Raw genomic sequence first — 26,254 nt, 5'->3', positions numbered from 1 at the left:
CTCCGGTTGCCCGCCCGGCGCCACCGCCTCCGCCGCCACCGCCTCCGGTTGCCCGCCCGGCGCCGCCGCCTCCGGCGGCAGGAAAGCCCTGTACGCTTCCAAACGGCCAACCTTGTCCTCGATGAATTAGGAACAGGTTCGGATCGTAGGTTGCGGGGCCACGATCGCGCAGGATCAGTGAGTGCGCGTTATTTCGCGCGCGCGCCGTGCAAACCGCGAAAGGAGTGCATCCTTTCCCAGCGTTCCAGCATAATTTGGCCGCTCGCTTGCCGGTTTAAGAAGGCTTTAATCGTGGAATGCATGATAGTCCGGTGTTGGCGGCGGTGTACCCGCGACCTGGAGAAACGTTATGGGCAAAATCACTTCAGCTATCGTGGCTTTCGCCGAGTCCGGGTTTGCGATTGATCGCAGCAATTCTCCGCGCGCGGCCTGAACAAAATCAATCCGGCCGACCTTGGGCAGTCTTTTCGTTTGGCGCAGGAAGTCAGCGTCCGGCTAGGGCTCACTCCCCTCCCGCTTACGCAACAGGTCCTTGGCAAGATCAGCCAGTGCGGGCCGCGGCAGTGCATTGAACGGCAATGGGCGGGTGACGTCGATCGCCGCGAGCCCGAGCCGCGCGGTGAGCAGCCCGTTCAGGACGCCTTCCCCGAGCCGCTGCGACAGCTTTGCCGCAATGCCATGGCCGAGCATCTGCTGGATCAGGCTGTCGCCCGCCGCCATGCCGCCGGTGATGGCAAGGTGGGCGATGACATGCCGCATCAGCCTGAACATGCCAAGCGCGCCCGGCCGCACGCCGTAGAGCAGCGCCAACTGCCGGATCAGGCGCAGCGCCGCCACGAACACGAAGAGAACGTCGATCACGGCGCGCGGGCTGACGGCGGTGACGACCGAAACGCGCTGCGCCGCCTGCGAAACCAGCCGGCGCGCCTCCTGATCGAGCGGCGTCATCAATTCGCGTTCCGCGAGGCGAATCATGTCGGCGCCGTCGATGATGTCATCGGCATGGCCCTGCAATGCGGCGCGCGCCCGCGCCAAATGCGGGTTGTGATGCGCGAGACCCAGCAGATCCTGAACGACGGCGCGGCTCTCGGTGCGATCGTCGCTGGCGAGCACCGTGCTGGCGCGCAGGTGCAGTTTCTCTATTGTCGCAAGCCGCGCCAGCCCCAGCGCCTCGCGCGCGACGACGACGATGAGTGCCAGCGCGGCGGCAATGGCAAAGACCAGTCCGATGTACCCGAGGCTCTCGCTGCGCGCGAACAGGTCCTCGACCAGCCGGGTGACGCCAAGCCCGAGGCCGAGCGTGACCAACCCACCGAGCGCGCTCCAGAACATCGCGCCCCAGCGGAAGCCGCGTTGCACCGGGATGAGCGGCGCCTCGACCAGCACCGGCAGCAGCGCCGGATCGGCTTCGGGCCTGACGTGGATCGCGCCCTTCGAGGGGCGGCTTGAATCGTCGGGATCCATCACGATGACGCCGGGGTCGTCGAGCTTGTAGGTCGCCGGCCGCCGGTGAGGAGGGCGCTCGCTCATTGCAGTCTGTCTCCGATCAGGAACTGGAGGGCGCGGTCGAGGCGGATGTGAGGCAGCGCGGGCGCGTCGCTGCCGTCGCGTTCGAGCAAAGGCGGGCGGAAGCGCAGAAAGCGGAAGTCGCTTTTCTCGGCCGAGCCGCTGGCGAGGCCGCGAAACCCGGCTGCGCCCTTGAACAAGTCTTCCGGATCGGCCGGCAGGTCGCCCGGAAAGGTCGCCACCTCCGTGTTGCCGTCGAAGGCCTCGCCGTTTGCGATCTCGCCCGACGCCGGCGTCCCCAGGATCGAAGGCAGCCTGTCGCGGCCGCGCGCGACCTGCGCCTCGCGGGTGGCGCGAACCGCGGCCAGCGCGACGACGTCGATCTCGGCGCCGGTGTGCTCGGCCCGTGCGGCAGCCCTGCCGACGATTCGCCGCAGCACCGCCTCGAGGCGATCATGGCTGGAATGATGCAGATGATCGGCCTTGGTCGCTGCAAAGAGGATGCGGTCGATCCGAGGCCGGAACAGGCTGCTCAGGAACGTGCTGCGGCCGATCCTGAAGCAATCCAGGATTCCCGCCAGCGCCGCTTCGAGATCGACCAGCGCTTCGGGTCCGGCATTGAACGCCGAAAGCGCATCGACCAGCACGATCTGGCGATCGAGCCGCGAGAAATGATCGCGGAAGAACGGGCGGACCACCACGTCCTTGTAGGCCTCAAAACGCCGCACCATCATCGCCCACAGCGAACCCTCCGGCGCTATCCCGCCGATGGGCACGTCGAGCGGCGCGAAGGTCAGCGCCGGCGAACCGGCGAGATTGCCGGGCATCAGGAAGCGGCCGGGCGGCAGCAGGCTCATGGCGAAACGTTCGTCGCGGCAGGCACGCAAATAATCGGTGAACAGCCGGGCCGCCGTCAGCGCCGCCTGTTCGTCCGCTGGCGCTTCCGCGACCAGCGTGTCGAGATGGCCGTGCCATGGCGCCGCGAGCTGCGCGCGCAACGGCTCGCGCGACAGCGCGAGGCTCTCGGCCGACCATTGCTCGAAACTCTTGTTGAGCAGCGGCAGGTCGAGCAGCCATTCGCCGGGATAGTCGACGATATCGAGCGTCAGGGTGCGGTCCGCGCCGTTCTGGCGCTGGTAGTCGATCACCAGCCTGAGTTCGCTGATATCGACCGTCGAATTCGGCCAATGCCGTTCCTCGATCAGAGTGCGGACATGGTTTTCATAGGCAAAGCGCGGCACCGCGTCGTCGGGCTGCGGCGCCAACCGGGCGCGGGCGATCCGCCCGGTGGCGAACGGCTCGAAGATCGGAAAGCGGCCGCCGCGGGTGAGGCCATGGATCAGCGCCGTGATGAAGACGGTCTTGCCGGCGCGTGACAATCCGGTGACGCCGAGGCGGACCGTCGGATTGAAAAACTGGTCGCCGTAGTCTTTCAGGGCCCGCGCCGACAGCCGCGCTTCCTCCACGATATCTTGAAAGCTGGGGGCCATGCGGGAGGGGACAATTCGGTTTGGCGGAGGTAATGGACTATCCGCAAGGTGGCGATTGACGGGGCAAAATCAAGTTTCATACTTCCGTCGCGATTGGAACCGAGTGTCTCACGCTTCGTTGACCTCCCCAAAGCTGCATATTCGGCAATTAAAGCATCCGGACCCGCATGACTGTTTTCAAGTTCAAGCAGCTCGCCTCCACCCCGGCCCATCCCGGGGCCGGGGCCACCCGCTGGAATTACGATCGGGCCGAACTGATCGCCGACGGCGTCGTACACGGCATCGGTGTATTTGGCGGCCTGGTCGCCGCCACCGTGCTGGTGGTGCTGACCGCTGTCTACGCCACGGCCTTCGAGGTGTTTGGGGTGTCGGTCTACGTCGCGGGCCTGCTGGCCATGCTGGTCCTCTCGGCGACCTACAATTTGTGGCCGGTGTCGCGCGCCAAATGGATCCTGCGTCGCTTCGATCATTCGGCGATCTATGTGCTGATCGCGGCGACCTACACGCCCGTGATCATGCAGGTCAGGGACAGCATCTTTGCCGTGGTCCTCCTGATCGCAGTGTGGTGTGTGGCGATTGTCGGGGTCGTGCTGAAGCTGGCGTTGCCGGGCCGCTACGACCGCGTCGCGGTCGGCCTTTATCTCGCGATGGGCTGGAGCGGCGTCATGCTCTATGACACGGTGGCAACGGCTCTTCCCACCATGGCCATGTGGTTCGTGGTGGCGGGCGGGGCGCTGTACAGTTTCGGCGTCATCTTTCATGCCTGGCAGCGGCTGCGTTTCCAGAACGCGATCTGGCATGGCTTCGTGCTGCTGGGCGCCGCCTGCCATTACACTGCCGTGCTCGATCTGGTATTGACCTGAAGCTTTCAACGAAATCGGAGTGGGGAATGCAGGTCGCGGGCAAGGTCGTGGTCGTCACCGGAGGCGCCAACGGCATCGGCAGGGCGCTGTGTGAGGCGTTCCATCGCGCCGGCGCTGCCAGGGTCGTGGTCGCCGATCTCGATCTGACCAATGCGCAGGCCGTCGCCGCCTCGGTCGATGGCGCGGCGTACAAATGCGATGTCGGGCAGGAACAGGACATCCGCCACCTCATCGAAGACACCGAACAGAAGTACGGCCCGATCGCGCTATTCTGCTCCAACGCCGGTATCGGCGGCGGTTTTGATCCGATGTCGGTCAATGCCGGCGGCAGTTCGGACGATCCCTGGGCGCGTAGTTGGGCCATTCACGTCATGGCGCATGTCTATGCCGCGCGGCACCTGATCCCGCGCATGAAGGCGCGCGGCGGCGGCTACTTCCTCAATACGATTTCCGCCGCGGGTCTTTTGTCCCAGGTCGGCAGCCCGGCCTATTCCACGACAAAGCACGCGGCCGTGGGCTTCGCGGAAAACCTCGCGATTTCGCACAAGGCCGACGGCATCAAGGTATCGATCCTGTGCCCGCAGGGCGTCGACACCAATATGCTCAGGTCCATTCCCAAGGGTCCGCAATCCGGCGACGGCGACTTGACGCCCGAACAGGTGGCGGAAGACGTGTTGAAGGGACTTGAGCAGGAAACCTTCGTCATCCTGCCGCACCCACAGGTGCTCGGCTACATGCGCAAGAAGACCGAGAACTACGACCGCTGGATTGCGGGCATGGCCAAGATCCAGGCGAAAATGCGGGAAGCCTATGGGAAGTGACGGCGCCTGTTCCTACGACCCCTTCTTCGCATAAAGCAGCGGCACAGCGGAATCCACCATCACCTCGATCAGGCTGACGCCGTCATGCGCGAGCCCGCGCGCAAGCGCGGGCGCCAGGTCGGCCGAGGCGCTGACGCGCAGCGCATCGCAGCCCATGCCTTCTGCGATCTTCACAAAGTCGATGCCGGGCAGATCGAGGCCGGGCACGTTGCGCACCTGCATCACCTGGCTGAACGAGCGCATCGCGCCGTAGCCCAGATTGTTGATGACTACGACGGTCAGCGGCAGCTTGCGCTGTGCGGCGGTCCACAGCGCCTGGATCGAATACATCGCCGAGCCGTCGCCGATCACGCAGACGGTTCGGATGTGAGGGCGGGCGAGCGCCATGCCGACCGCGGCGGGCAGCCCAAAGCCGAGGCCGCCGCTTGCCATGGTGGAAAAGCTGTCCTGGCCGCGCATCGGCATGAACTTCTGCATCGCGGGACGGTGTGACGGCGCTTCCTCCACCAGCACGGCGTCAGCGGGCATCGCCGACGACAGCGCGTGCAGCAGATATTCGACCGGAATCGGATCGCCTGCATTCGGCGCCGGCGGCAATACGCGGCCCGCTGGAATCGCGCGCCTGGTCTCCGGCAGCAGGTCCAGCAGCATCGCCAGTGCCGGTTTCATGGTCGCAATGATGCTGGTGCCAAAGGGCGTCACGGCCGCGGCCGTCGCATCGTCGGTGATCTGGAAGATCGTGGTGGCGCCGTCGAAGATCGAGGCATGGCCTTCGACATGGAAGGTAAAGACCGGCGCACCGATCACGACGACGAGATCGTGCTCGCGCAGCGCGTCGGAAAGCTGTGTCGGCGAGGCATGCAGAAAACCTGCGAGTTGCGGATGCCGCTCCGGAAAACTGCAGCGCGCCGAGAATGGGCTGATCCAGACCGAGGCTCTGGTCTGCTCCGCGACACGCACCATCAGGTCGACGGCTTCGGCGCGGTCGATACCGGGACCGACGACGAGGGCAGGGCGCTTGCTGGCGACGAGCGCTGCGACCAGCGACTTCATCGCGTTGATGTCGGGGCCGAGCTCGCGACTGACGCTGCGGGCCTCGATGGGCTGGGTTGGATGGGTCCAGTCGTCGATCGGCACCGAGACGAAGGTGGGGCCGCAGGGCGGCTGCATCGCCACGTAATAGGCGCGCGCGATTGCGGCGGGCACGTCTTCGGCACGCGCCGGCTCGACCGAGTATTTGACATAGGGACGCGGAAATTCCGACGCGCGCTCGGCATAGAGAAATGGCTGCAGCGGCAGGATGCTGCGCGCCTGCTGGCCGGCGGTGATCACCAGCGGGGTCTGGTTGCGATGGGCAGTGAAGATGTTGCCGAGCGCATGGCCCACGCCGGCGCCCGAATGCAGATTGACAAACCCGGCGTTGCGGGTGGCCTGCGCATAGCCATCGGCCATGCCGATCACGGAAGCTTCCTGCAAGCCCAGTACGTAGTCGATATCGTCCGGCCAGTCCGCGAGAAACGGCAATTCGGTCGAGCCGGGATTGCCGAATACCTTCCTGATGCCGAAGGATCGCAACAGGTCGAGCGTGGCCTGCTTGACGGTGACGGATTTGGCGGGTGGTTTGCGTGACGACATCAGGCGACTCCGGGAGATGGTCGTCATTCCGGGATGGTGCGCTAGCACCAGACCCGGAATCCTAGGATTCCAGGTTCGATGCTTCGCATCGCCCCGGAAAGACGTCAACTTACCAACTCGCCGTCCCCTTCATGGTCGGCTGTCCCTCGGAATTCGCTGTCCACAGTTCCATGCCGGTGCCGGCCTCGTTGGCGTTGACCGAGAATTCGCTGCCTTCGAACAGCGGCTGCACGCCGCGATAGCTGAATTTCTTCGGCGCGGTGCCGCCGTGAAACTTTGCGGCGAGTTCGACGATGAACGCGGCCTGCATCGGACCGTGGAACACGAGGCCCGGATAGCCTTCGACCTTCGTGACGTAATCGCGGTCGTAATGAATACGATGGCCGTTGAAAGTCAGCGCCGAATAGCGAAACAGCAGCACCGGATCGGCCATGTGGCTTTCGCGGTGCTTTGCAACGGGCGGCGGCGGGGGCGCCTTGGCGGGTGCCGCCAACTGCGTCGTCGACATGTCTCGATAGACGATGTCCTGCCGCTCACGGATCGCGGTGCCGCGCGGCGTCGTGATCAGGTGCTCCACCGAGACGAAGCACAGCACGCCGGTGCTGCCGGTCTTCATCGTCACGTCGGAAATCCGCGAGGTTCGCTTGGCTTCATCGCCGACGCGGAGCGGTTCGAAGAATTCCAGTTCGCCGCCGGCCCACATCCGGCGCGGCAGCGGCACCGGTGGCAGGAAGCCGCCACGGGTGGGATGACCGTCCTGGCTCAGTTCCGACATCGGAAACACCGGCTGCGCCAGGCACCAATGCACGGTCCATGGCGCGGCATCGCCGGTCTTCGGCTCGCCGATCTCCTGGAACAGGGTGGCGCGCAGGCCTTTGACCAGTTGCGCGGTGACGATGTCGGAAGCCTCGGTGGTTTTTCCGATCCAGCCGCGCAAATGCTCGAGGTCGAGTTTTTCGATCATGACGATTTGGCCCGCACTTGAGGAGTCTTGGCGGCCGAAGGGGTGTCGCCGATGCCGGGAACGGCGCCGTAGTGACGCGGCTCGCCGACGAAGATCGCGGCGGGCGCGGCGTAGGTGACCGTGCCGTTCGGCGTATCGACCTCGATGCGCCGCAGATGCGGATGCACGGCGAGATCGGCCATGGTGTTGACCTCGGCAAAGGCGATGTCGGAGTCGGCAAGGCGCTTCAGGAGATCGACCCGCGACATCCTGGCAAAACTGTCGCCGACCGCCTGGTCGGTAAGCTGCCGGTTGCGGACGCGCTCCACCATGCTGGCGAAGCGGGGATCCTTGGGCAGATCGGGCTGTTCCAGCACCTCGGCGCAGAGCTTCTTCCACTCGCGTTCGCTCTGGATCGAGATCAGGATTCCCTTGCCGTCCTTCGACTGGAAAACGCCGTAGGGCGCGATCGAGGGATGGGCCAGCGCCATCCGCTTCGGCGGATTGCCGGCTTCCGAATTGAGCAGCGGCACCGCCAGCCAGTCTGCCATCACGTCGAACATCGAAATCCGGATGTCGGCGCCCGTGCCGGTGCGTCCGCGTGCGATCAACGCTTCGAGGATCGAGGCATGCGCGGTGGCGCCGGTGGCGATATCGACCACGGAAATGCCGACTCGCGACGGGCCTTCCGGTCCGCCGGTGATCGATGCCAGCCCGCTCTCGGCCTGGATCAGGAGATCATAGGCCTTGCGGTCGGCGTAGGGGCCGTCGTCGCCATAGCCTGAAATGGTGCAACAGATCAGTTTTGGGTAATCTTTTCGCAACCGCTCCAGTGCGAAGCCGAGCTTGTCCATCGATCCGGGCTTGAGGTTCTGCAGCAGCACATCCGCGCCAGCGATCAGGGCTTCGAGGCTGGCGCGGCCTTCCTTGGTCGCGAGGTCGATGACGGCAGAATCTTTGCCGCGGTTGAGCCAGACGAAGTAGCTGCTCTGTCCCTTGGCGGCGGCATCATAGCCGCGGGCAAAATCGCCTTCCGGCCGCTCCACCTTGATGACATGGGCGCCGGCATCCGCCAGCCGCGAACTGCAGAACGGGGCGGCGACCGCCTGTTCGACGGCAATGACGGTCAATCCCTCGAGCGGCAGCATGGTTGATGTTCTCAGTAGGAGCGGGGCATGCCGAGCACGTGTTCGGCGACGTAGGACAGAATGAGATTGGTCGAGATCGGCGCCACCTGGTAGAGCCGGGTTTCGCGGAACTTGCGTTCGACGTCGTATTCCTCGGCAAAGGCGAAGCCGCCGAACGTCTGTACGCAGGCGTTGGCCGCTTCCCAGGAGGCATCGGCCGCCAGCATCTTGGCCATGTTGGCCTCGGCGCCGCAATCGAGCCCGGCTTCATATTTGCGGGTGGCTTCCTTCACCATCAGTTCGGCGGCGCGCATCGCCGCATAGGATTTGGCGATCGGAAACTGGATGCCCTGGTTCTGGCCGATCGGACGGCCGAACACGACGCGTTCCCGTGCATAGGCGGTGGCCCTGGCGATGAACCATTTTGCGTCGCCGACGCATTCGGACGCGATCAGGATGCGCTCGGCATTCATGCCGGAGAGGATATAGCGAAAGCCCTTGCCTTCCTCGCCGATCAGGTTTTCAGCCGGCACCCGCATGTCGGTAAAGAACACTTCCGTGGTGGCGTGGTTCATCATGGTGCGGATCGGGCTGATGGTGAGTCCGTTGCCCTTCGCCGCCTTCATGTCGACGATGAACACCGACAGCCCGTCGGTACGCTTCCTGGCCTCGTCCTTCGGCGTGGTGCGCGCCAGGAGGATCATCAGGTCGGAATATTCGGCGCGGCTGGTCCAGATCTTCTGGCCGTTGACGATGTAGTCGCCATTGCCGTCGCGCCTGGCAAAGGTCTTCAGCGACGAAGTATCGGTGCCGCTGGTCGGCTCGGTGACGCCGAAGGCCTGCAGCCGCAGTTCGCCTGACGCGACCTTCGGAAGGTACCTGGCCTTCTGCTCGTCGCTGCCGTGCCGCAGCAGGGTGCCCATGGTGTACATCTGGGCATGGCAGCCGCCGCCGTTGCAGCCGGCGCGCTGGATTTCCTCGAGGATCGCGGCTGCGGCCGACAGTTTCAGGCCGGCGCCGCCATATTCCTCGGGAATCAGGACCGAGAGATAGCCGGCTTCGGTCAGCGCATCGACGAACGCGCTGGGGTAGGCCATCTCGCGGTCGAGCTTGCGCCAGTACTCGCCGGGAAACTGGGCGCACAGCTTGGCAACGGCGTCGCGGATATCGGCAAATTCGTCCTGTGGTTCGGTTGATGTCATCTGAACTCGGCTGGTGGGAATCGAGGGCGCGTAGCAGCCCGCGGCGCGGTTAAAACCCTGTGCCGTGGATAGGCTGGTCGGAGCCGGCGATCAAGGCCGGCAAATTCATGCGGGTATGCGTACCGGCAGCGACTCGATGCCCCGCACGAAGCTGGAATAGACCCGCTTCGGTTCGCCGACCACCTCGATCCGCTCGAAGCGCTTCAGCATCTCCTGCCAGACGATCTTGAGCTGCAGCTCGGCCAGCCGCATGCCGACGCAGCGGTGGATGCCGAAGCCGAACGACAGATGGGTGCGGGGCCGGGCGCGATCGATGATGAATTCGTTCGGCTTGTCGATGCCCTCTTCGTCGCGGTTGCCCGAGACGTACCACATCACGACGCGGTCGCCCTTCCTGATCTGCTTGCCGCCGAGCTCGGTATCGACCAGCGCGGTGCGACGCATATGGGCCAGCGGGGTCTGCCAGCGGATCACTTCCGGCACCATGGTGTCGATCAGCGCCGGATTGTCGCGCAGCTTCTGGTACTGGTCGGGATGCTCGTTCAACGCCAGCACCGAGCCGCTCATGGTGTTGCGGGTGGTGTCGTTGCCGCCGACGATCAGCAGGATGATGTTGCCCATCAGGTTGTCGGGGTCCATGTGCCGCGTGGCGTCGCTATGCGCCATCATCGAGATCAGGTCGTTGCGCGGCGGCGCATTGACCCGTTCGTTCCATAGATTGGCGAAGTACGCCCGGCATTCGTCCATTTCCTGGCGGCGCTGCTCGGGCGAATTCACCACGCCGCTCTTGGGCAGTGCGGTGGCGACATCCGACCAGCGCGTCAGCTTGCGACGTTCCTCGAACGGAAAATCGAACAGCGTTGCCAGCATCTGCGTCGTCAGCTCGATCGATACCCGATCGACGAAATTGAAGGTCTCGTTGCGCGGCAGATTGTCCAGCACCTTGATGCTGCGCTCGCGAATCAGCTTTGCGAGTTCATCCAGATGGGTCGGCGTAAACATCGGCGACACGGTCTTGCGTTGCGCCGAATGCTTCGGCTGATCCATCGCGATGAAGCTTGGCCAGTCATAGCCGACCGGCGCGTCGCGGATATTGATGCCGCCGATTGCCGCGTCGGAAGAGAAAATGCCGTGATTGGTGTCGACATGCATGATGTCGTTGTATTTGGTGACCGACCAGTAGGGCTCGATCGGCGAGTTGGTGCAGTAATGCACCGGCTCTTCCTTGCGCAGCCGCTCGAACCACGGCCACAGCGTGTCGTTCTGGAACAGCCGCGGCGCGCCCGGGTGGAAATCCTTCAGTGGCGTGGAATAGGCCTCTTCGCGCGCCTGGCGCTGAAGCTCGGCCTTGTCGGCGGTCACGGCTGTCTGGATGTTCATCTCTGATCGATCCCAAATGGTCGAAGGTTCAGCCGGTGATGCGTACCGGCAGGGTTTCGTAGCCCTTGACGAAGCTGGAATACACCCGCTTGGGCTCGCCGACCACCTCAATATTGTCGAAGCGCTTGAGGATTTCCTCCCAGATGATCTTCAATTGCAGCTCGGCCAGCCGGATCCCGACGCAGCGGTGAATCCCGAAGCCGAAGGAGATGTGGGTGCGCGGCCGCGCCCGGTCGATGATGAATTCGTAAGGGCGGTCGATCACCCCGTCGTCGCGATTGCCCGAGACGTACCACATCACGACCTTGTCACCCTTCTTGATGTGCTTGCCGCGGAACTCGATGTCCTCGAGCGCGGTCCGGCGCATATGCGCCAGCGGCGTCTGCCAGCGGATCACTTCCGGAACGAAACTGTCGATCAGTTCGGGATTGGCGCGCAGCTTGCTGTACTGGTCCGGATTCTTGCTCAGCGCATAGATGCTGCCCGACAGGGTGTTGCGGGTGGTGTCGTTGCCGCCGACGATCAGCAGGATCAGATTGCCGAGAAAGTTCTTCGGGTCCATGTCGCGCGTGGCGTCGCTGTGTGCCATCATCGACAGCAGGTCGCTCTTCGGCGGCTGCTCGATGCGCTCCTTCCAGAGCCTTGCGAAATAGGTGGCGCATTCCAGCAGTTCGGCCTGGCGGTCTTCCTCGGTCGCGACCAGGCCGTCGGGGCCGGGAAGCGTGGTGGCGATGTCGGACCAGCGCGTCAGCTTGCGGCGGTCCTCCCAGGGAAAATCGAACAGCACGGCGAGCATCTGCGTGGTCAGTTCGATCGAGACCTTGTCGACCCAGTCGAACACCTCGTTGACAGGCAGGTTGTCGAGGCATTCGGCCGAGCGCTTGCGGATGTTGATCGCGAGCTGGTCGAGATGCGTCGGCGTGAACATCGGCGCCACGGTCTTGCGCTGCGCCGAGTGGCGCGGCTGGTCCATCGCGATGAAGCTCTCGCGGCGAAAGTCGGTGGGGACGTCGCGAATGGTGATGCCGCCGAGCGTAGCCGCCGACGAGAACACCGAATGGTTGGTCTCGATGTCCATGATGTCGTTGTATCTGGTCACCGACCAGTACGGTCCGAACATGCTGTCCTTGCAGTAATGCACCGGGGCTTGCTGGCGCAGCCGGTCGAAATATGGCCAGAACGTATCGGTCCTGAACAGTTCGGGCTGGCTGACGTCGATATCGTCGAGCGGAATCGACCAGGCCCTGTCGGCGGCGGCCTTCTGACGGGAATCCCCGGCCAGATCGATTGTTCCGTGCATCGGACGTCTCCTCGTTTTCCCCTCCGTGGTTACGTCCGGAGGGTGTCGTTCGGAGCGAATTACAGCCCGTCGCGCGCGGCATGGCAAGGGCGAGTTGGGGCGAGTTTGGCGCCTTTGGCCGCACGAAAGTACCGATCCGGCCAGGCCCTCTTCCCGGCGCTCCAGGGCCGTGACAAGCTGATCCGCAAAGAATAAGCCTGTGCACAACAAGCCGTCATTTACCTGGAGGCCGCCGGACCATGATTCCCAACGCTCAACGGATGTTCAACTTCGATCTCGGCGAAACCGCGGATGCCATTCGCGAAACGGTGCAGTCTTTCTCCAGCAAGGAGGTCGCGCCGCGCGCCGCCGAGATCGACAGGAGCAACGAGTTTCCGCGCGACCTGTGGCCAAAGATCGGCGCGCTCGGCCTGCATGGAATTACGGTCGAGGAGGAATATGGCGGAAGCGGGCTCGGCTATCTCGAACACTGCATCGCAGTCGAGGAGCTTTCGCGGGCGTCGGCGGCGGTCGGCCTGTCCTACGGCGCGCATTCCAACCTCTGCGTCAACCAGATCCGGCGCAACGGCAATGAGGCGCAGAAGCGGAAATATCTGCCGAAACTTATCTCGGGCGAGCATGTCGGTTCGCTGGCGATGTCGGAGCCCAACGCGGGCTCCGATGTGGTGTCGATGGCGACCCGCGCCGAAAAGAAGGGCGACCGCTTCGTCATCAACGGCAGCAAGATGTGGATCACCAACGGTCCGGCCGCCGATACGCTGGTTGTCTATGCCAAGACCGACGCCGCGGCCGGCTCGCGCGGCATCACCGCCTTCATCATCGAGAAAGGCATGAAGGGATTTTCCACCGCGCAGAAGCTGGACAAGCTCGGCATGCGCGGCTCCGACACCTGCGAGCTGGTATTCGACAATTGCGAAGTGCCGGAGGAGAACGTGCTGAGCGAAGTCGGCCGCGGCGTCAACGTGCTGATGTCCGGCCTCGATTACGAGCGCGCGGTGCTGGCAGCGGGCCCGATCGGCATCATGCAGGCCTGCATGGACGTGGTGTTGCCCTACATTCACGAGCGCAAGCAGTTCGGCCAGCCGATCGGCACCTTCCAGCTGGTGCAGGGCAAGGTCGCCGACATGTACACCACGATGAACGCTTCGCGCGCCTACGTCTATGCGGTGGCGAAGGCCTGCGACCGCGGCGAAACCACGCGGGAGGACGCCGCCGGCGCAATCCTCTACGCCGCGGAGAAGGCGACGCAATGCGCGCTCGACGCCATCCAGCTTCTCGGCGGCAACGGCTATATCAACGACTATCCGACCGGACGTCTTTTGCGCGACGCCAAGCTCTACGAGATCGGCGCCGGCACCAGCGAAATCCGCCGCATGCTGATCGGACGGGAGCTGTTCGAGAAGTCGGCGTAGCGTCCAGCGAAGGCTCACAGCCGTCATTGTGACCCGTTGGCTCGCGATGACGGTGGGCTATTGCCCCAGATTGTTTACCTTGCTGACCCAGACGCGCACGTCGGCCAGCACCGCGGGCAGCACTTCCTTGACCTCCGCGACCGTCATGCCGGCCTTGATGCGCGGATCGTACAGCAGGTTGAGGAGGTACTGGTCGTAGATGCCGAAGAATCCCAACGAGACGTTGTCGTTGAACATGGTCCAGGGCACCGAAGCGGTATCGTTGATAGGCCCCAGCGACTGCAGCAATTCCTCATAGGCGCAGTCCAGGAATATGAAATCGCCGTTGTCGACGGTCAGGATCACGTCGGAATGCTCGATCTCGAATTTCTCGTTCTTGCGAAAGCCGGACAGGCATTGCGGATCGAGCGAGCCGCGAATCTCCCGGGCCCGCTCGCTGCCGTAGAACTGGACAATGGTGCGGCCGAGATCGCGGTCGCGCACCAGCTTGACCAGGACGTTGGCGTCGTCGTTGGTCCCGGCCATGGCAATATCCAGGTGCCTGACCCGCTTGGCGATGTCGGCGACGATTTTCGTCAGCTGCGCCTTGCGGTCGGTCCGGTTGCCATCGGCGAATACGCGCACCGGCGTCTGGTATTTGCGGATGCGGTCGACCCGTCCGGCGAGATGATACTCGGCGCCGAATGCGATCTTGAGGAAGCCGTCGATGATGTCGCTGTCGGTGAAGACCTTCTTTTCCGCGCGCTGGCGCGATGCGATCGCCGGAATTTCGGCCACGGCGAACATCGGCCACGCCGCGGCGCCGCAGGCGACCGCGGCCAGGGCGATGGCGAACATCCGCCTGTGAGGAGATCGGTTCATCACAAACGACGCTGCCGCAATCGGGGCGTGCACGCAATGCACGATCGCGTTGACGTGGCAGTCCGCCGGCGAGGATCTCGCCGCTGCGGCGTCTAGTTCTTCACGATCACCGGGGTGCCGACGGAGACGCGGCTGTAGAGGTCCTGGACATCTTCATTGGTCATCCGGAAGCAGCCGGAGGATACCGCCTGGCCGATGGTTTCCGGCTCGTTCGAACCGTGGATGCGATAGAGCGTCGAGCCCAGATACATTGCGCGTGCGCCCAGCGGATTGTCGGGACCGCCGACCATGTGGCGCGGCAGATCGGGTCGACGTCGCAGCATCTGCGCGGGCGGCGTCCAGCTCGGCCATTCCTTCTTCGCGGTGATGCGGTGGGTGCCCGCCCAGCGGAAGCCGTCGCGGCCGACGCCGATGCCGTAGGCTATTGCCTGGCCATTGCCCGTCACGAGGTAAAGCCGCCGCTCGGCGGTGTTGATGTAGATGGTGCCGGGGGCGTATTGGCCGGAAAAGTTGACCGTCTGCCGCCGGATCGGGCTGGAACCGCCGATGCTGAAATTGGGTCCGCCGCCCATGATATCGCGCATGTCGAACAGGCCCTGGGCCCGGACATGGCCGGACCCGGCCAGCAGGGTCAGCGCCGTAAACAGCAAAGCAAAAGCCCGGGTCATACTTTTCCTCGTCCAAATCGGTTTCATCGCGAGACAGGCCACATCTGGGGCGATTGCGCAAGCAACGAGCCTGTGAGCGCCTGATTTTCGCCGATTGCCGTTACCGAAACAACACCGCGGCGTCAGGCGATGGCAGCAATGCCCGTGGACCCTTTGACGAAACCCGCTGGGAATGATTGATCTTCAAGCAGATATTCCAGAAGAAGAAGCGAATGGGAGCAGAACGAATGAATGGTGCGGAAAGCCTGGTGCGGACGCTGGTCGCGGGTGGCGTTGACGTCTGCTTCGCCAATCCCGGCACCTCGGAGATGCATTTTGTCGCGGCCCTCGACCGGGTCGAGGGCATGCGCTGCGTGCTCGGCCTGTTCGAAGGCGTGGTGACGGGCGCGGCCGACGGTTATTTCCGCATGAAGGGCTCGCCGGCTTCGACGCTGCTGCATCTCGGGCCCGGCCTCGCCAACGGTCTGGCCAATCTGCACAATGCCAAGAAGGCCAATTCCGGCATCGTCAACATCGTCGGCCAGCACGCGACCTACCATATCGAATACAATGCGCCGCTGACCTCGGATATCGAAGGCCTGGCGCGGCCGATGTCGTCCTGGGTGCGCACCTCGCCGGACGCCAAATCGGTCGCCCGTGACGGCGCTGCCGCCATTGCCGCCGCCCGGGGCGCGACGGGCGCGCCGCCGCAGATCGCAACCCTGATCCTGCCCGCCGACACCGCCTGGAACGAAGCCGACGGCGTGGCGCAGGTGCCGGTGGAACCGCAGCGCCAGAGCTACTCCCCGCAAGCCGTCGACCACGCCGCCAGGGTGCTGCGCGGCGGCGAACAGACCTTGCTGCTGGTCACGGGCAGTGCCGTCACCGAGAAGGGACTGGCGCTGGCGGCGCAGATCGCCGGCAAGACCGGCTGCAAGGTGATGGGCCCGCTGGCCAGTCCGAGAATGGCGCGCGGACGCGGCCGGTTTTCGATCGAGCGGGTACCTTACGTGATCGAGCTCGCGCAGGCGGCGCTGAAAGGTTTTCGGCACATCGTGCTGGTCGAGGCCAATGATCCCGTGGCGTTCTTCGCCTATCCGAACAAGCCGAGCCTGCTTAAGCCCGAGGGCTGCGAAGTCCATCGCATGACCGAAAGCGGCGAAAATTCGGTGGCGGCGCTGGAGGCGCTGGCCTCGGCGCTCGGCGCCAGGCCGGCGGATGTGAAGCCGCAGCCGCCGGTCGAACTGGTCAAGCCGACCGGCGCGCTGAACCATATGTCGATCGCCCAAGCGATCGCGCTGGCGGTTCCGGAAAACGCCATCATGGTCGACGAATCCGTCACGACAGGGCGCGGGTTCTTCCCGCTGACGGCGGGCGCCGCCCCGCATGACTGGATCCAGAATCTCGGCGGCTCGATCGGCTATTCGACGCCGGTGGCGACCGGGGCCGCGATCGCCTGCCCGGACCGCAAGGTGATCTGCATGGTCGGCGACGGCAGCGCGATGTACACGTTGCAATCGCTGTGGACCCAGGCCCGCGAGGGCCTCAACGTGCTCACCATCGTGTTCGCCAACCGGATCTACCAGATCCTGCGCGGCGAATTCGACGGCGTCGGCGCCGGCGAGCCCGGCCAGCGCGCCCAGGACATGCTGAAGCTCGACCGCCCCACGCTCGACTGGGTCGCGCTTGCCAAGGGCATGGGCGTTCCCGGCTGCGCCGTCACCACCGCGGACGAGTTCAACAAGGCCCTGGCGGAAGCCATCGCCGAGCCGGGACCGCGGCTGATCGAAGTGCAGATCTAGAAGGTTCTTCGCTGACTCCCCTCTCTCCACGCGCCCTTGCGCGTGGCGGGGAGGAGAGAAGATATGGATGCGATCGCCGAATTCGCTAGGCTCGGGATCCTTCCGTCGGAGGCCACATGCAAACCGAGCTGAACAAGGTTGTGACGGCGCTGCAGGAATTTTACGCCCGCGAGACCTTCCTGTTCGAGAAGGATCTCGGCGAGCGTACGCTGACGCACCGGCTGGCGGTGCATCTTGAAAGGCAGTTTTCGGGATGGGAGGTCGATTGCGATTACAACCGGCTCGGCGAACGCCGGCTGCGGCTGCCGCACGGCTCGATCGTCTCGACCGACGATGAACTCGGAAAGTCGGTTTACCCCGATATCGTCGTGCACCAGCGCGAGATCCCCAACAACCTGCTCGCGGTTGAGGTGCGGAAGGCCTCCAATCACCAGCCGCCGGAACACGACCGGCACAAGCTGCAGGCGCTGACCGATCCGCATCTGTGGTTCGCCTACGCGATCGGGATCTACCTCGTGCTGGGCAAGAAGAGTATGGTCGCCGACGTCTATGTCGGCGGCGTGATCGACCAGGCGCAGTCGGTGTGGCTGGCGGGGCGGTTGAAGGATGCGGGGTTGGGGTGAAGAGGTTGCCGGGCTAGCGGTGTTTTGCGGGCGCCGTGCTGGTGAATGTTTCCGCACTTGCGTCGTCTTTCAGCGATGCGGGTTTCCGCAACGGACGAACCCCGCCAGGCTGTCCCTCGAGACGTCCTTGCCCGTTCCGGGCGGCTTCCTTCCTCCTGATCGCGACGTATCGATCGGTCTGGTTGGCGATCATTTTCCAGCTGCGGGTCAGGCTGGTCAGGATCGTGGCCTCGGCCCCGCTCTGCGACAGCAGCAGGAGACGATGGCATTCACCGGCCTGGGCCCGACACCGGTCTGCATGGTCCATGGTGACGCCTTTGCTCGAGCCTCGATGGCGGAAACATCTATTTTCTGTAGGCAGACTTTGTCTGCCCGCAGCCGGGCATACGATGAAACTTGGATGCTGCGCCGCGGCGCAGTCCGGGATTTGCAGGCGAAGGCGGCGAATTGAGCTCGGAAAGCGGTCCGCGATGATCGGTGACATCGCCGGTCAGACACCGTAGGTACAATCCATCGATTTGCCGGAGTGGTCTTTGCAACAAGTCGGCCGCACATGACGTCATTCGGGAAGGCCGCGCCGATCCGGGCGATCCTGTTCGACAAGGACGGCACCCTCGTCGACTTCCAGCGCAGCTTTGGCCCGGCGGTTCACGAGGTCATGCAGCAGCTCGCGGGCGGCGACCGCGCTGCTTACCATCGTCTCGCAAAGGCCAGCCGCTTTGTCGAAGCCGATCGGCGGTTCCTGCCGGATTCTCCGCTGATCGCCGAGCCGACGGGCGTCTATGGCGCGCTTTGGGCCGCGGTGCTCGGGCGGCCTGCGAATGCCGCGTTCTTTGCCGAGATCGACCGGCTGCTGGGCGATGCGACGACCCGGCATCTGACGGCGATCGGCGATCCGAAGGCGCTGCTGACGGGGCTCGCCGCCCGGGGCTATCGGCTCGGATTGCTGACGAACGACGCCGAAATGACCGCACGCGCTCACCTGAGCAAGCTCGGGCTGGATGGAATTCTGGAGTTCGTTGCGGGATATGATTCCGGCTTCGGCGCCAAGCCGGGTCCCGGGCCGGTTCTCGCCTTCGCGCGCGCCGTTGGCGTCCCTGTTTCGGAAACCGCCGTCGTCGGAGATTCGGTGCTCGACCTCGCCGCCGCCCGCGCCGCGGGCGCCATCGCCATCGGCGTCCTGAGCGGCCCTGCGCCATCTGCCGTGCTGGCGCCGCATGCCGATGCGCAGCTCGCCTCGCCGGCCGAATTGCCCGCCTGGCTCGACGCTCGCTGAACCCTGTTCGAACAATTGGAGCGCGGGGCGAAAGCGCGGCCTATGCGCCGCTCGCGATATCGTTGAGGGTCGCCACAACGATGCTGTGGTCCGACAGGCCGTCCGAGGGGAAAATGGAAATGTTGACGTCCAGCGCGACGGATGCGCAGAAGAAATCGATCGGCGGCCGGCCATACTCTTCGCCGAAAGTCCCTCGGTCGCTCGCATAGCAATGGGGCAACGCCTCCCGGATCGCCGCAAGATCGCTGCTCGCCGGGTATGCGTTGAAATCGCCGCACAGGATCAAGGGTCCCTGCCTGGCAAGCGGCCCCAGTATGCCGGCAATCTTTTCGGCCTGCGATCGCCGCATGGCGGACAGTTCCCAGTCCCCGGCGGTGGCGAGATGGGTATTTCCGATGAACACCGGCCGCTGCAGCGGCAGCGCCGAGACCTGCAGGATGCGCGGCTCATTCTCGACATGGACGACCGAGCCGCTGCCCGGCGGACCCAGCTGGAACATGGCCGTTCGCGACAACGGAATCCGGGACGCGATCGCGAGGCCGAAATATTGTCCGGTTCCGTGGCTCACCTCTTCGGGGACGAGGGCGGGCGCGAAATACCAGCAGTAGCCGGATGCGTTTCCTTCGCTCCGACCGAACAGGACCGGCAGGCCGACCGCCGGATCGAGCGCCACCTCCTGCAACGCACATAGATCGACGTCCAGTTCCGCGAGCTTGGCCGCCACCGCATCGTAGTTCCTGTTCGACGCAATATTCCAGGTGGCTATTCGGAGGGGCTTCCTGCTCACGGCGGCTCCACATTGGCTGACAGGCGACGGCCTGTGATGGCGGGTGAAGTCACGCTGCAAGCGGATCCTGTTCCCGGTTCCACCACTCGCCAGTACGCGGGCGCAGGGCGCAAGAGCCGGGCGCGGTGTGCTCACGCAAATTTTCCCCGGACGGCAGGGTGCGCGATGATCCGATCCCGCTGCACCGGCCGTGCTGCAGTGCGAAGGACGGCTTCGCGCCGCGGCCGGGCAGAGAGACGTCGCAGGATAGGGAACCTGCGACGCCCGCCGCCGTTATTCGCTGGAACGGTTTTTTCGTTTGAACTTTGGGCCGCTGGCGCAGACTTAACCACCAGAGGCAAACCCCAGGAGGCGTTGATGACCCACTGGCACGATACGATGGTGGACCGACCGGAAACCGATGGTGCGGTGTATGCGACGGGCTGGACGATTTCGGGTCTGGCCGTGCTCGGGACCGTGATCGCGGTCTGGGTTTTCGGAATCTGAACGCGACGGGATCATTGCGCTGAGGGCGCGCGCGTCGGACTGGACGCCCGTTATCGCTGCGACAGGCGCTTGCCGCCGGTTGCGAGTACTCCCAGCCTGCGGCCGGCCAAAAGACCGAAAATCACCAGCACGCACCACACTGGAATCAGGAACAGGGTCAGGATGCCGGCCTCCTCGGGGTCGGTCTGCAGCAGCCATTTGACCACGCCGACCGGCGCAAACAGCCCGACCGCGCCTCCTGCGAGGCTGGCGAACAGCACGACGAGTTTCTGAGGTGTCATCGGCACAATCCGGCAATCGGTTCGCGCAAACTGATCGGCATTGAAGAAAGCAGGGCGGTTCTGGTGGACGCACAAGGGATCGAACCTTGGACCTCTCCCGTGTGAAGGGAACGCTCTCCCGCTGAGCTATGCGTCCGGGATTGTCGCGCAGAATCAAAGGTCGGCAAACCGGCGTCGGATCGGAACAGGCACGCCGTCAGAGCCCGCGATTTACGAAGTGCGGGGTACCGGTGTCAAGCTAATCGGTCGTTTCAGGCGGCAATGATCAGCCGGGCTGGCGGGCGCGGGAGGCGTGGGACTGCAGCGCCCGGATCCGCTCGGCCAGCGTGCCACCGCCCTCGGAGACGCCGGTATTGCTGCTGGCGCCATTGGCGGGTTTGACGGCCCGCGGGGGCGGCGCCGGTTCCGCGGCCAGCATGGCTTCGATCGGCGAATTCGGGCCTTCCAGCTGCATCGCGAGCTTTGCGACTTCGGCGGCGATGTCGTTGATGCGCTCGCGCAGCAGCGCATTTTCCATGCGCTCGGTCGCCCATGAGCTTTCGGCCTGCTGCTGGATCGCGTTGATGTCGCGCTGCAGCTTGCCGCGCTCGTCGCGCGCGACGCGGAGCTGTTCCTCGACCGCGGCCTTCTCGGCCTTCAGCTTTTCCAGCGCCGGCCCCCTGCCGCTGTTGGCGGTGGCGAGTTCGTCCTGCAGCGCCTTCGCGGCAGCCTCGGCGGCGTCCCTGGCCTGGCGCAGCTGGTTGTTCTCGAAATCGCGCTCGGCCAGCAGCTTGCCCTGGGTGGCGAGCCGCGCTTCCAGATCGTTGACGCGGTTGCCGAGCATCTCGGCTTCCTTGACCTGCAGGATCAGCTGGCGGTCGAGATCGGTGACGCGCTGGCTCAAATTCTCGACGCGGCTGCGCGCCTCGACGAGTTCGCGCGACGCCTTCTCGAAATCGCTGCGTTCCTGTTCGAGCCGGATCTGCGTGGCGGAAAAATCCTGTTCGGCTTCGCCGACGCGGCTCCTGAGCGCGTCGATCTGGGCGCGCACCGTCACCAGTTCGACCTGACGGGTGTCCGCCGTCATCGAACGGTCCGACAGTTCGGCGTTGAGTTTCACCAGTTCGAGCTGCTTGTCCTTGAGCGCCTGCTCGGCGTCGCGCAGCGATTCGGTCTTGGCGGTGAATTCCTCTTCGGTCGCGCGCAGCTGTTCCTTGACCGCCTTCTCGCGCGCCTCGAGCGAAAAGATCGTGGCGTTCTTCTCGCCGAGCTCAAGCTTCATGCGGTTGATCGCATCGGATTTCTTGCCGAGTTCGGCGAGCTGGCTGGTGGTCTTGTTCTTGAGCTGATCGACGCTCATCTCGAGCCGCCGCGCCGACATCGCGAATTCGGCGCGCAGCTGGTCCTTGTCGGCCTGGATCTCGGCCATCGACAGCGGCGTCGCCGCTTCCAGCCGCCGTGTCGTCAGCCGCACCGCGCGGTTATGAACCAGCGGCACGATCATCAGCCCGAACAGCATCGAGACCAGAAAACCGATCGCCAGATACATGATCGGTTCGATCATGAGGGTACCCCTGCGAGAAAAAAACCGGGAAAAAAACTATCTGTCACAATGCCATGGGGCACAGGGTAAACGCCAGCCTAATGCCGCGTTAACGTGAATCCGTAACCAGAATGCCGATCCCTCATTCGTTTCGCGCGTATTCTGAGCGCAAAACCGGCATCCACTTTGGCGGAATACGTGCCGGTGCGCGTCAGAACGGGTTCCATGTCGCCCGCGGGGTATATTTCAGATAGCCGATATTGGCGCCGAGCCGCAGGCCGATACCGGAGCGGATCGGCACCAGCACGATGTTGTTGGCGGTCAGCGCGGTCATGCCGAAGCCGCCGATGATGTAGGCGGAGCCGTCGATGCCGCCGAAGCGCTGATAGATCGCGTTGGTGGCAGGCAGGTTATAGACCAGCGTCATGGTGCGCGCGCCGTCGCCGCCCCAGTCGAAGCCGACCGACGGTCCCTGCCAGTAGACCTTGAGATCGCCGGCGTTCTTGGTGTAGAGCGTGCCTTCGCCGTATCGCAGGCCCGCGACAAAGGCGCCAGAGCCTTCCTCGCCGAGAACGTAGCCGTTCGGCAGGCCCCATTGGCTCACCGCGCGTTCGATCACGGAAGCGAGGCCGCGCGATACGTTGCCGAAAAACTTGTGGCCGGCATTGACCAGCTCGTCCGGCCCAAAGGTGCTGGGGGTTGGCTGCCGTTGCGGCGGCGGCAATTGCGGTGCCGGCGCCTGCTGGTATTGCGGCTGCGGCTGCTGCGCGGCAGCGGGCACGGTCCAGCACATCAGCGCGGCGAGCGCCACCGCGGCAAGGCGTGATGCGAAAATCATAAAAGAACCCCTGGGTATCGAATCCCGGTCGCCGCCTTAACCTGATGCCAACAGGCACGGCTTTAGGTTGCGTACAGTGTCCCCCGACTCGGATGTTATCGGCATCAACTATGACGGCACAACGGCAGGAAAGAAATGGCAGCGGTGCCGGGGCGGGCTTTCGCCCCGGAATTGCCTTGATCGGCTTGCTGGCCGGCCTTGGCACCTTTGCCGCGCTGGCCGGCTTTCCGACGGCGGCGGGGGCCCAGACCACCGAGCGGGTGATCGTGAACCGCTACACCGGCCTGGCCATCGAGGGGTATGACCCCGTGGCCTATTTTGCCGACGCCCGCGCCGAACTCGGCCGGCCGAATTTCGAGGCGTCGCAGGCCGGGGCGGTCTGGCGTTTCCGTAACGAGAGCAATCGGGCCTCGTTTGTCGCCCATCCCGAGATCTACGGCCCCCAGTTCGGCGGCTACGACCCGATCGACCTGGCCCGCGGCGTCACCTATGCCGGCAATCCCCGGTTTTGGCTGATCGTGAAACAGCGGCTTTATTTGTTCGGCCGCGAGCAAAATCGCGATGCCTTCGCCGCCGATCCGGCGCGGCAGCTCCGGGCCGCCGAGGCGCGCTGGCCGGCGCTGGAACAGGGACTGGCCCGGTAGTTGTTTGTCGTCCTTCCCGGGCAGCCCGCAGGGCTGAACCCGGAAGGACGACGTTGTTAGGGAAACGCTGCCGCCGCGGGATCGCCCCAGGCGATGAATTCCGGCACGCGAAAGCCTTCCCGCCCGCTGCCGAATTGCAGGGCCGCGCCCTTGCCATCCGTGATCCGGCCGCCGGCCGCGGTGACGATGGCGTGTCCGGCCGCGACGTCCCATTCGCTGGTCGGAGCGAGGCGGGGATAGATGTCTGCCCCGCCTTCCGCCACCCGGCCCAGTTTCACCGCCGATCCCAGCATCTGGCGAACCGCGCCGGGCCTCGCTGCGATAAAGGCTTCCGTCCTGCTGTCGCCGTGCGAGCGGCTGACGGCCACGATCCATGGGGAGCCGGGCGCCGGATGCCGGCGGGTTCGGATCGGTTGGGCCGTGCCCGGCGACGTGTTGTCGACGGCCAGCCGCTCCGCGCCGCGCCCGACGATGCCGCGCCAGATCAATCCGAGCGCCGGCGCGCCGATGATGCCGAGTAGCGGCGTACCGTTGGTCACCAGCGCCAGATTGACCGTGAATTCATTGCGGCCGGCGACGAACTCCTTGGTGCCGTCGAGCGGATCGATCAGAAAGAAACTGCCTTGATAGGGCGGTTTCGCCTGATGAACGCTCTCCTCGGACAGCGCTGGTATGTCTGGAGCCAGCCGTGCCAGCCCTTCGCCGATGATCCGGTCGGCGGCGAGATCCGCCTCCGTGACCGGCGATCCGTCGAGCTTGCCGTCAATCTTCATCGCAGACCGGTTGACGGCGAGAATGGCGGCGCCGGCCCGGATCACCAGGTCGGTCAGAGGGCCCATCAGCGCGGCTGCGGCCTCGCGATCGATCGTCAATCCTGACGAACCTGCCTCATTCATGGGCGTCTTCTTCGGCGTGTTCTCGGTCGAGGGTATCGGCGGGTCTCATCTACAGTTCCGACTTTCCGGCCGGGCCGCCTTATGTTGGCAGCCCGCGCATCCGCAGTGTATCAAGCCAGCAAGCATGCGTGATTCGCCGTGTCCGCGTCTGTCACGGAATTCCTCAGGGAACACCTTATGTCTGGCACCACGACTCCCGGCCCCGCCCCCGACGCCCTCGAGCTGGCGGCGCTGCTGTGTTCGCGGGTTTGCCATGATCTGATCAGTCCGGTCGGCGCCATCGTCAATGGGCTCGAGGTCCTCGACGACAATCCGAAGCCGGAAGATCGCGAGTTCGCCCTCGATTTGATCCGCAAGAGCGCCAAGACCGCCTCGGCGCGGTTGCAGTTCTGCCGCCTGGCGTTCGGGGCGGCCGGATCGGCGGGCGCCCAGATCGACCTCGGCGATGCGCAGGCCATGGCGCGCGGTCACCTTGAGGACGCCAAGACCAAGATCACGTGGAATTTGCCGCGCGTGCTGCTGCCGAAAAACCGGGTCAAGCTACTGCTGAACATGATGGTGATCGCGCAGCAGACCATTCCGCGTGGCGGGGTGCTGACGGTCGATCAGGTCGGCGAGGGCGAAGCCATGGGCTTTCGCGTCGCCGCCGCAGGGCTCAACGCCCGCATGCCGCAGAATATCGCGGACATGCTGAGTTCGGGATCGGCCTCCAGCATCGATGCCCACGCGGTGCAGCCTTATTATACGCGCCTGCTGGCGCAGGCCTGCGGGCTGAACGTGGTGCTCGCCCCGGAGGGCGAAGCGGTAGTCATCACCGCCTCCTGAACGCCAGTGCGCATTCTGCCGGAATGCCCCCGGGATTGATTCGGGGATGGAGGCCGGCTGTGCGATCGGAATGCGCGCAGATATCAAGGCTGCGGCGCCGCAACATGGTTAACCAACGGTTTTTTTACAGATAGCTCCGAGTTCAACCAATCGGTCTTATCTCTTTGTTGAGCCCGTTCTTTTCCAATTGCTCAACCAATATTAAACGCTTTGCATAGAAGCTGGCCACGTTCCGAGAGGCGTGTCGAAATCGCGCGCCGATGCGTTCGAAGGCCTGTTTCATGGATGATTTGTTGCGGGAGTTTCTGACCGAGACCAGCGAGAGCCTGGATACGGTCGATAACCAGTTGGTACGGTTCGAGCAGGATCCGAACAACGCCAGGATTCTGGATAACATCTTCCGGCTGGTACACACCATCAAGGGCACCTGCGGCTTCCTCGGCCTGCCGCGCCTCGAAGCGCTGGCCCATGCCGGCGAGACGCTGATGGGCAAATTCCGCGACGGCATGCCGGTCACCTCGGAAGCGGTCTCGCTGATTCTTTCCAGCATCGATCGCATCAAGGAAATTCTCGCGGGCCTCGAGGCCACCGAGGCCGAGCCCGAGGGCACCGATCTGGATCTGATCGTCCAGCTCCAGGAAATGGTCGAACGCGGCATGGCCGCGATGTCCGCGCAAGCGCAGCTTGTCGGGTCAGCACAAGCGGAGTCTGCCGTGTCAGCGTCAGCAGAGACAGCCGCGCCGGTCGTATCAGCACCGGCCGTCGAGCAGGGCACCCTGGTGCCGCAGATACTGGAGCGGGAGCTGCGTCCGGGCGAAGTGTCGCTGGACGAACTGGAGCGCGCTTTCCAGGAAACCGCGATCGAGGTGGAGGCGCCACCGGTTGCACCCGCACCGCCCGTCGCCGCCGAGCCGAAGCCTGCCGCAGCACCGGTTGTTCAGTCCCCGGCGCCCGCGAAAGAGAAGAAGGCCGCCAAGTCGGTCGTCGAGATCGACGTGCCCGAGGCCGACAAGGTCGCCAACCAGTCGATCCGCGTCAATGTGGACACGCTGGAACATCTGATGACGATGGTGTCGGAACTGGTGCT

26 protein-coding genes and 1 tRNA gene are annotated in these 26,254 nt (G+C 64.6%); 10 read left to right on the top strand and 17 right to left on the bottom strand.

Annotation, left to right across the window (positions count from 1 at the left end; translation table 11 throughout):
* Positions 1-495: 495 nt before the first annotated feature.
* Positions 496-1,530: a YcjF family protein gene (locus tag Q8N40_RS09430; protein WP_305711632.1), complete on the bottom strand. Its 1,035-nt coding sequence runs from the start codon at positions 1,528-1,530 to the stop codon at positions 496-498.
* Positions 1,527-2,996 (bottom strand): YcjX family protein, encoded by a 1,470-nt coding sequence (locus Q8N40_RS09425; protein ID WP_305711631.1) that lies wholly within the window; start codon positions 2,994-2,996, stop codon positions 1,527-1,529. Before Q8N40_RS09425 ends, Q8N40_RS09430 begins: the two co-directional genes overlap by 4 nt.
* Before the next feature lie 167 nt (positions 2,997-3,163).
* On the opposite strand from Q8N40_RS09425, the gene Q8N40_RS09420 reads away from it, so the two are divergent.
* Positions 3,164-3,859: a hemolysin III family protein gene (locus Q8N40_RS09420; RefSeq protein WP_305319411.1), complete on the top strand. Its 696-nt coding sequence runs from the start codon at positions 3,164-3,166 to the stop codon at positions 3,857-3,859.
* A gap of 26 nt (positions 3,860-3,885) precedes the next feature.
* The gene (locus Q8N40_RS09415) at positions 3,886-4,680 is read left to right on the top strand and encodes an SDR family oxidoreductase (RefSeq protein ID WP_305319410.1); all 795 of its coding nucleotides are present in this window, start codon (positions 3,886-3,888) and stop codon (positions 4,678-4,680) included.
* 12 nt (positions 4,681-4,692) lie between these two features.
* Here Q8N40_RS09415 and mdlC read toward each other — a convergent pair whose 3' ends face one another.
* The 6 genes from mdlC to Q8N40_RS09385 all read right to left on the bottom strand — a co-directional run bounded on the left by mdlC (position 4,693) and on the right by Q8N40_RS09385 (position 12,267).
* A complete protein-coding gene (mdlC, locus tag Q8N40_RS09410) occupies positions 4,693-6,315 on the bottom strand; it encodes a benzoylformate decarboxylase (protein WP_305711630.1) in 1,623 nt (540 codons plus the stop codon).
* 109 nt (positions 6,316-6,424) lie between these two features.
* The gene (locus Q8N40_RS09405; protein WP_305320135.1) at positions 6,425-7,279 is read right to left on the bottom strand and encodes a MaoC family dehydratase N-terminal domain-containing protein; all 855 of its coding nucleotides are present in this window, start codon (positions 7,277-7,279) and stop codon (positions 6,425-6,427) included.
* Positions 7,276-8,406, bottom strand: a complete 1,131-nt coding sequence (locus Q8N40_RS09400; RefSeq protein WP_305320136.1) for a CaiB/BaiF CoA-transferase family protein — start codon at positions 8,404-8,406, stop codon at positions 7,276-7,278. Before Q8N40_RS09400 ends, Q8N40_RS09405 begins: the two co-directional genes overlap by 4 nt.
* A gap of 11 nt (positions 8,407-8,417) precedes the next feature.
* Entirely contained in the window at positions 8,418-9,587 is a 1,170-nt protein-coding gene (locus Q8N40_RS09395; protein ID WP_305320137.1) for an acyl-CoA dehydrogenase family protein, read from the bottom strand.
* Between the two features lie 105 nt (positions 9,588-9,692).
* The gene (locus Q8N40_RS09390; RefSeq protein ID WP_305711629.1) at positions 9,693-10,967 is read right to left on the bottom strand and encodes a cytochrome P450; all 1,275 of its coding nucleotides are present in this window, start codon (positions 10,965-10,967) and stop codon (positions 9,693-9,695) included.
* A 28-nt stretch (positions 10,968-10,995) separates the two neighbouring features.
* The gene (locus tag Q8N40_RS09385) at positions 10,996-12,267 is read right to left on the bottom strand and encodes a cytochrome P450 (RefSeq protein WP_305320139.1); all 1,272 of its coding nucleotides are present in this window, start codon (positions 12,265-12,267) and stop codon (positions 10,996-10,998) included.
* A gap of 239 nt (positions 12,268-12,506) precedes the next feature.
* Here Q8N40_RS09385 and Q8N40_RS09380 point away from each other — a divergent pair, with 239 nt between their 5' ends.
* On the top strand, positions 12,507-13,679 hold the full coding sequence (locus tag Q8N40_RS09380) for an isovaleryl-CoA dehydrogenase (protein ID WP_305711628.1): 1,173 nt from the start codon (positions 12,507-12,509) through the stop codon (positions 13,677-13,679).
* A gap of 57 nt (positions 13,680-13,736) precedes the next feature.
* On the opposite strand, the gene Q8N40_RS09375 is transcribed toward Q8N40_RS09380, so the two are convergent.
* A complete protein-coding gene (locus Q8N40_RS09375) occupies positions 13,737-14,465 on the bottom strand; it encodes a DUF2927 domain-containing protein (RefSeq protein WP_305320142.1) in 729 nt (242 codons plus the stop codon).
* Positions 14,466-14,632: 167 nt separating this feature from the next.
* Positions 14,633-15,208 (bottom strand): L,D-transpeptidase, encoded by a 576-nt coding sequence (locus Q8N40_RS09370; protein WP_305711627.1) that lies wholly within the window; start codon positions 15,206-15,208, stop codon positions 14,633-14,635.
* A 227-nt stretch (positions 15,209-15,435) separates the two neighbouring features.
* On the opposite strand from Q8N40_RS09370, the gene Q8N40_RS09365 reads away from it, so the two are divergent.
* Together Q8N40_RS09365 and Q8N40_RS09360 are read left to right on the top strand one after the other, a co-directional pair.
* Positions 15,436-16,989, top strand: a complete 1,554-nt coding sequence (locus tag Q8N40_RS09365) for an acetolactate synthase large subunit (RefSeq protein ID WP_305711626.1) — start codon at positions 15,436-15,438, stop codon at positions 16,987-16,989.
* A gap of 116 nt (positions 16,990-17,105) precedes the next feature.
* Complete coding sequence (locus tag Q8N40_RS09360) at positions 17,106-17,612, top strand: hypothetical protein (protein WP_305318444.1); 507 nt, start codon at positions 17,106-17,108, stop codon at positions 17,610-17,612.
* A 13-nt stretch (positions 17,613-17,625) separates the two neighbouring features.
* Here the strand turns inward: Q8N40_RS09360 and Q8N40_RS09355 are convergent, their stop codons facing one another.
* Complete coding sequence (locus Q8N40_RS09355; protein ID WP_305711625.1) at positions 17,626-17,919, bottom strand: hypothetical protein; 294 nt, start codon at positions 17,917-17,919, stop codon at positions 17,626-17,628.
* Positions 17,920-18,165: 246 nt separating this feature from the next.
* Between Q8N40_RS09355 and Q8N40_RS09350 the strand changes: the two genes are divergently transcribed.
* Positions 18,166-18,888 carry an HAD family hydrolase gene (locus Q8N40_RS09350; RefSeq protein WP_305318442.1) on the top strand — a complete coding sequence of 241 codons (723 nt, stop codon included), beginning with the start codon at positions 18,166-18,168 and terminating at the stop codon, positions 18,886-18,888.
* A 40-nt stretch (positions 18,889-18,928) separates the two neighbouring features.
* On the opposite strand, the gene Q8N40_RS09345 is transcribed toward Q8N40_RS09350, so the two are convergent.
* Complete coding sequence (locus Q8N40_RS09345) at positions 18,929-19,675, bottom strand: endonuclease/exonuclease/phosphatase family protein (RefSeq protein ID WP_305318441.1); 747 nt, start codon at positions 19,673-19,675, stop codon at positions 18,929-18,931.
* Between the two features lie 357 nt (positions 19,676-20,032).
* Here Q8N40_RS09345 and Q8N40_RS09340 point away from each other — a divergent pair, with 357 nt between their 5' ends.
* Positions 20,033-20,161 carry a hypothetical protein gene (locus Q8N40_RS09340; protein ID WP_305318440.1) on the top strand — a complete coding sequence of 43 codons (129 nt, stop codon included), beginning with the start codon at positions 20,033-20,035 and terminating at the stop codon, positions 20,159-20,161.
* Positions 20,162-20,211: 50 nt separating this feature from the next.
* Here the strand turns inward: Q8N40_RS09340 and Q8N40_RS09335 are convergent, their stop codons facing one another.
* From Q8N40_RS09335 to Q8N40_RS09320, 4 genes are all read right to left on the bottom strand, one after another.
* Positions 20,212-20,442 carry a hypothetical protein gene (locus Q8N40_RS09335; RefSeq protein ID WP_305318439.1) on the bottom strand — a complete coding sequence of 77 codons (231 nt, stop codon included), beginning with the start codon at positions 20,440-20,442 and terminating at the stop codon, positions 20,212-20,214.
* A gap of 61 nt (positions 20,443-20,503) precedes the next feature.
* Positions 20,504-20,578: transfer RNA gene (locus tag Q8N40_RS09330), tRNA-Val, on the bottom strand.
* Positions 20,579-20,707: 129 nt separating this feature from the next.
* Positions 20,708-21,985, bottom strand: a complete 1,278-nt coding sequence (locus Q8N40_RS09325; RefSeq protein ID WP_305711624.1) for a hypothetical protein — start codon at positions 21,983-21,985, stop codon at positions 20,708-20,710.
* 190 nt (positions 21,986-22,175) lie between these two features.
* Positions 22,176-22,802 carry a DUF1134 domain-containing protein gene (locus Q8N40_RS09320; protein ID WP_305711623.1) on the bottom strand — a complete coding sequence of 209 codons (627 nt, stop codon included), beginning with the start codon at positions 22,800-22,802 and terminating at the stop codon, positions 22,176-22,178.
* 110 nt (positions 22,803-22,912) lie between these two features.
* Here Q8N40_RS09320 and Q8N40_RS09315 point away from each other — a divergent pair, with 110 nt between their 5' ends.
* On the top strand, positions 22,913-23,446 hold the full coding sequence (locus Q8N40_RS09315) for a YHS domain-containing (seleno)protein (RefSeq protein ID WP_305711622.1): 534 nt from the start codon (positions 22,913-22,915) through the stop codon (positions 23,444-23,446).
* A gap of 56 nt (positions 23,447-23,502) precedes the next feature.
* Here Q8N40_RS09315 and Q8N40_RS09310 read toward each other — a convergent pair whose 3' ends face one another.
* Complete coding sequence (locus Q8N40_RS09310) at positions 23,503-24,342, bottom strand: 3'(2'),5'-bisphosphate nucleotidase CysQ (protein WP_305711621.1); 840 nt, start codon at positions 24,340-24,342, stop codon at positions 23,503-23,505.
* A gap of 177 nt (positions 24,343-24,519) precedes the next feature.
* Between Q8N40_RS09310 and chpT the strand changes: the two genes are divergently transcribed.
* Both chpT and Q8N40_RS09300 read left to right on the top strand, forming a co-directional pair.
* Positions 24,520-25,167: a histidine phosphotransferase ChpT gene (chpT, locus tag Q8N40_RS09305; RefSeq protein ID WP_305318434.1), complete on the top strand. Its 648-nt coding sequence runs from the start codon at positions 24,520-24,522 to the stop codon at positions 25,165-25,167.
* Between the two features lie 281 nt (positions 25,168-25,448).
* A partial coding sequence (locus tag Q8N40_RS09300; RefSeq protein WP_305711620.1) for an Hpt domain-containing protein occupies positions 25,449-26,254 on the top strand: 806 nt, incomplete at its 3' end.

Origin of the sequence: Bradyrhizobium sp., assembly GCF_030693485.1 — a bacterium.
GTDB lineage: Bacteria > Pseudomonadota > Alphaproteobacteria > Rhizobiales > Xanthobacteraceae > Bradyrhizobium.
This window is presented reverse-complemented; position numbering and strand designations above follow the sequence as displayed.